The following is a 5429-nucleotide window of genomic DNA, read 5'->3' on the forward strand; positions in this document are numbered from 1 at the left end:
GAGCCGTACCGCTGAGGGTGCGCGCGCCATGATGAACCAGATCAAGTGATATGTCTGGTTTCCAGCCGAGCAGGGCGGCCTGCGCGAAGACATAGGTTTGCCGGGCCTGCACGCGAATGCGTGTGATCTCGTCTTGTACCGGCGCGTGATCCAGAGACAGTGTTTCTCGAAACAGGCCAGACTCGCCGATTCCGCGCTCGCTCCAAAGGGGGAAGCACGCTTCAAAAAGCCAGTGACGAGCTTCCTTGGCTCGCCGCCTCAATGCCGCTTTCGACATGGAACTCGCCCCCGTTAATTGCATGCATGGCAGCGTCTACGGCTCGCCAAACCGCCCAGCTTCCTGCTAACAGGAGTGCCAGTCCTTGGCTAGCGGGTGCCACCGCCGAACTGTGAAAGAGCTCCTCGTTCATGAAAGACCGGATCTTCTTCCCTCTGGCCTTCCTGCTGGTGGTCGGCATGGTTGTGCTGGCCATCTGGCCCGCTATTGGCCGCTTGCCGGATGGCCCCATAACGGGCGATGGCACCAATTATGATCGCGTCACGGTCAGCGGGCAATTTCTGAACAAGATTCTTGCCGGCGGCGACGCCACGACCGAGCTCGTGCGCAATCGGGGCGACGACTATTTGCTCTATATCGAAGCCCAGGCCGGCTTGCTTGGGCCCGAGCCCGAAGACGGCCCGCATTTCCGCCTCGCCAGTGATCTTGAAGTGCAATTCTCGGGGCGCCGCGTTCGCTGCACCGTCCGCATGCGTCCGGCAGATCAACGCGGCGCCATGCAGGCCAAGGTGAACTATTCCGTGGGTCGGGAAGGCGATTCCGGCTGGCAGGTTTTTGACCTTGTTTCGGGTTTTGAGAATTTCAGTTTCGAATATGTCGTTCCGGAACATATTGGAGATCAGGGCTTCGATTATTTTGCCATACGTCCGGTTGTGCCTGAAAAGTCACGAGCCCTTCTGGTCGAAAGTGTCACCTTCGAGCGCATTGAATAAGCCGTTCGCATGACAGAGTGCCGCGCTTGGCAGCGACGTTTGACGATTTAAGTTGATAAGGGTGGGCGGAATTTGTCGCTTTGCCCAGATACCTGACAAGATTTGTCTTTCATGGAGATACCATGCGCAAGATTTTCGCTCCGCTCAGCTTTTTGGCCCTCGCGGCCTGTGGAACACAAACACCAACGGAGACTCCCTTGGCAGACACACTTCCCCCACCCCAGGTTTCTGAGGCAACTGCAGAAGACCCCTATCTCTGGCTGGAAGAAGTTGAAGGTGAGGCAGCGCTTGACTGGGTGCGCAATCAGAATGACCGCTCGCTGAAAGAGCTGAAGGCAGATCCTGATTATGCGGGATATGAGGCGGCCGCGATCGAGGCGCTGACCTCGGCAGAGCGTATTCCCTACGGATCAATTCGTGACGGGATGGTCTACAATTTCTGGCAGGACGAAACGCATGTGCGCGGTCTGTGGCGTCGGACAACGCTGGAAAGTTATGCCAGTGACACGCCGGAGTGGGAAACCATTCTCGATTTCGACAAGCTTGCGGAAGAAGAAGGCAAGAACTGGGTCTACAAGGGCGCAGACTGTTTCCGGCCCAAGGGCAGCGATATTGGCTACAAATGCATGATCTCCCTGTCGAATGGCGGCAAGGACGCGATTGTCCGCCGCGAATTCGATCTTGCGACCAAGCAATTCGTTGATGACGGCTTCGTCACGCCAGAGGCCAAGCAGGGCGGTGCCTGGGCCAGCCCTGACACTTTGTTGATCGCAACCGATTGGGGCGAGGAAACACTGACCGCGTCCGGCTATCCTTTCATCGTGAAACGCTGGGACCGCGGTACGCCACTGGACGCCGCCGAAGAGGTGATCCGCGGCGAGGGGGATGATGTCGGCGTCTGGCCAATGACGCTGGAGCTTGAGGATGGGCGCATTCTGCAGGGCGCGGCTCAGGCCGACACGTTCTTCACGACACGCTACTGGTGGTTCCCCGATGGAGAGAGCGAGCCGGTGCAGTGGCCTATCCCGCCAAAGTCTTCACCAGAAGGAATCCATGAAGGCCGATTGCTTGTTTCTTTGAAGCAGGATTGGACTCCGACGGGTCAGGAAACGACATTCAAATCCGGTGATCTGGTCGCCTTCGATGTCGAGACCTTCATGGAGACCCGCGCATTGCCGCCGGTTTCACTTGTGTTTCACCCGAGCGAAACGCAGGCCTTGAAAGGCGTGTCCACTGCAAAGGGCGCCCTGCTTCTGGGGGTAGGTGATACGGCGGTTGGCAAGGTCATGCGCGCCACCGCGAGCGATGCCGGCTGGATGCTGGAACCCATTTCCCTTCCCGGCACGGGCCAGGCCAGCGTCGCATTTGCCAGCGACGAAGAGGATACGGTCTTCATCAACTATGAGGATTTCCTGACGCCAGATTCGCTGCTCTCCTACAGTGCCTCGACGGGGGACGTAAAAACCCTCAAGAGTCTGCCGCCGAAATTTGATGCAACAGGCCTGAGTGTCACGCAGCATTTTGCGACGTCGAAGGACGGCACGCGCGTGCCTTATTTCCTCGTAAGCAAAGCAGATCTGCCGCTCGACGGTTCCACGCCGACGCTTCTATACGGGTATGGCGGGTTCCAGGTCTCGCTGAATCCGTCCTACAGCGCTGTCACAGGTCGTCTGTGGCTGGAACAGGGGGGTGCTTATGTGTTGGCGAACATCCGCGGCGGGGGCGAGTTCGGCCCCGAGTGGCATCAGGCTGGCCTGAAGCAGAATCGCAAGCGAATCTATGATGACTTCATTTCGGTCGGTGAGGACCTGATTGAACGAGGCGTTACATCACCGGAGCATCTCGGCATCATGGGTGGCTCAAATGGTGGCCTGCTCATGGGCGTCATGCTGAACCAGCGGCCAGACCTCTGGAACGCGGTCGTCGTGCAGGTGCCGCTGCTCGACATGATGCGTTACCACTTATTGCTGGCAGGCGCGTCGTGGGTAGATGAATACGGATCGCCGGAAGTGCCGGACGAACGGGCTTTTCTTGAGACGATTTCGCCCTACCAGAACTTTGATGCCACGAAGGACTATCCGGTGCCCTTCTTCGTTACCTCGACCAAGGATGATCGCGTCCATCCCGGTCACGCGCGCAAGATGGCCGCGAAGTTTGAGGCGGCGGGCCTGCCATTCTACTATTATGAGAACATTGATGGCGGGCATTCGGCAGCGGCGAACCAGAAGGAGCGCGCCAAGCGGTCTGCTCTGGAATTCACCTACCTGACCAAGCGGCTAGGCCGGACAAATTGACAAGAAGGTTCCAAATAGGAACTTTTATCGGGTCTGAAAATAGAACTGGAACTCCTGACTTCGGTTTTTCTTGCCTCGATCAGTCTCCGGCCTAATGATCTAAATCATGAACCTTGCGGAGCCGCCCCCGGAAAATGACGTTGTTCGCCTGGATACGCTCACGGCGGACCATAAAGAGGTCGTGCTGGCGACTCCGGTGGCTGAATCCATGTGGCAGTGGATGCCCGTAATGCCCACTGGCACCAGCCTCGAAGCGTATATGGACCATAGTCTGGACATGAAAGGGACGGACGCCTTCCATCCTTTCTATGTGGTCGACAAGGCGACAGGTGAGTTTGCGGGTCTTGCCGCATTCGAGCGGGTGTCGCGCACGCATCGCCGGCTCGAAATCGGCTTTGTCTGGCATCCAGAGAAGTATCGCGGCACAGCCATTGTGCCCGCAACGCAACTGGCGCTTCTGACTCGCGCCCATGAGGCGCGCTTCCGGCGAATTTCGTATTTCGTACCGGAACAGAATGAGCGCGCCATTCGTGCCTTCAGCAAAATGGGCGCCCAGCGCGAGGGCTTGATCCGGAACTACATGCGTACGGCCGGGGGCACATGGGCCAATATGGTTGTCCTCAGCCTGGTCGGAGACGAGATCAAGGCGGCGATTGCCGTGTTGCGAGACCGGGTGCGCGCGCTTCAGCTCGCTTGACGCCGCGGCTCCCGCATGCTTTAGGCGCGCCAACATCTGCGCAAATTTGAAAAGCGCGCTTTGACTGATCCATGAGGTCAGCGAGGCCCCCCGCCCGGCGAAGTGTCGCTCAGCGGGGCTCTTCTGCTTTGTGCAATGGGTTTGATCGCCTATGTCAGACACATCTGGCAAACGGCAAAGGAGCGACAAAGATGTTCGACACGCTGAGCGAACGCCTTGGAGGAATTTTCGACGGCCTGACCGGTCGCGGTGCACTGTCCGAAAAGGACGTGAACGCGGCCCTGCGCGAGATTCGGGTCGCCTTGCTTGAGGCGGACGTCGCCCTGCCTGTCGTGAAGGATTTCATCGACAGCGTGCGCGCCCGCGCGGTGGGCGAGGAAGTCATTCGTTCGGTCAAGCCCGGTCAGCAAGTCATCAAGATTGTTTATGACGGCCTTGTCGAGATGCTCGGCGGCGAAGAGGCCGATACCAGCCTGCGCATCGACAGCCCGCCGGCCATTATCATGATGGCTGGTCTGCAAGGCTCCGGTAAGACGACCACGACCGGCAAGCTCGCCAAGCGCCTGTCGGAAAAGGAACGCAAGCGCGTCCTGCTCGCCTCGCTTGATACGCGCCGTCCGGCCGCGATGGAACAGCTCGCGATCCTTGCCGACCAGTGCAACGAAAATGTCAGCGCCCTGCCGATCATTCAGGGCCAGTTGCCGGCTGATATTGCCCGTCGCGCCCTGAACGCCGCGAAGATCAGCGGCTATGACGTCCTCATCCTCGATACGGCCGGTCGCACGACGATCGACGAGCAGATGATGAATGAAGTGGCGGAGATCGCGCAGATCGCGAACCCGTCTGAAACGCTGCTCGTGGCTGATGCCCTGACGGGCCAGGACGCTGTTGAAACCGCCAGCCGCTTCCACGCTCGCCTGCCGCTGACCGGCCTTGTCCTGACACGGATGGATGGCGATGGCCGCGGCGGCGCGGCGCTTTCCATGCGCGCCGTTACGAGTCTGCCGATCAAGTTCATGGGCGTCGGCGAAAAGCTCGATGGCCTTGATGCCTTCGATGCCAAGCGCGTGGCTGGCCGGATTCTCGGACAGGGCGACATTGTCTCGCTGGTCGAAAAGGCCGCCGAGCAGATGGACGCCGAAAAGGCCGAGCGCATGGCGGAGAAACTCCGCAAGGGCGAATTCGACCTTGAGGACATGGCCGACCAGTTCCGCCAGATGCAGCGCATGGGCGGTCTTGGCGGCCTGATGGGCATGTTGCCCGGCGCGCGCAAGGCAAAGGCCGCGATGGATTCGGCCAATCTCGACGACAATGTGCTGAAGCGCCAGGAAGCGATCATTCTGTCCATGACGCGCAAGGAGCGTCGCAAACCGGCCATCCTGAATGCGTCTCGCCGCAAGCGGATTGCCGCTGGCGCTGGCGTGACCGTGCAAGAGGTCAACAAGGTG

General features: G+C 59.4%; 5 protein-coding genes. 4 read left to right on the plus strand and 1 reads right to left on the minus strand.

Features of this window, described 5'->3' with window-relative positions:
- A partial coding sequence (locus B4F73_RS15945; RefSeq protein WP_290483757.1) for an AGE family epimerase/isomerase occupies positions 1 to 277 on the minus strand: 277 nt, incomplete at its 3' end.
- 131 nt (positions 278 to 408) lie between these two features.
- Between B4F73_RS15945 and B4F73_RS15950 the strand changes: the two genes are divergently transcribed.
- The 4 genes from B4F73_RS15950 to ffh all read left to right on the plus strand — a co-directional run.
- Positions 409 to 990, plus strand: coding sequence for a hypothetical protein (locus tag B4F73_RS15950; protein WP_206991793.1), 582 nt, complete (start codon positions 409 to 411; stop codon positions 988 to 990).
- A 197-nt stretch (positions 991 to 1187) separates the two neighbouring features.
- The gene (locus tag B4F73_RS15955; protein ID WP_290483758.1) at positions 1188 to 3284 is read left to right on the plus strand and encodes a prolyl oligopeptidase family serine peptidase; all 2097 of its coding nucleotides are present in this window, start codon (positions 1188 to 1190) and stop codon (positions 3282 to 3284) included.
- Positions 3285 to 3390: 106 nt separating this feature from the next.
- The gene (locus tag B4F73_RS15960) at positions 3391 to 3981 is read left to right on the plus strand and encodes a GNAT family N-acetyltransferase (protein ID WP_034817254.1); all 591 of its coding nucleotides are present in this window, start codon (positions 3391 to 3393) and stop codon (positions 3979 to 3981) included.
- 191 nt (positions 3982 to 4172) lie between these two features.
- Positions 4173 to 5429, plus strand: a 1257-nt coding sequence (ffh, locus tag B4F73_RS15965; RefSeq protein WP_290480946.1) for a signal recognition particle protein, incomplete at its 3' end; no start/stop codon positions are given.

Source organism: Hyphomonas sp. UBA3601, assembly GCF_002375605.1.
Taxonomy (GTDB): domain Bacteria; phylum Pseudomonadota; class Alphaproteobacteria; order Caulobacterales; family Hyphomonadaceae; genus Hyphomonas.

Excerpts from the sequence above, each read along its gene's own strand:
- B4F73_RS15960 (WP_034817254.1), top strand. The coding sequence starts at position 3,391 with ATGAACCTTGCGGAGCCGCCCCCGGAAAATGACGTTGTTCGCCTGGAT.
- B4F73_RS15950 (WP_206991793.1), top strand. The coding sequence starts at position 409 with ATGAAAGACCGGATCTTCTTCCCTCTGGCCTTCCTGCTGGTGGTCGGC.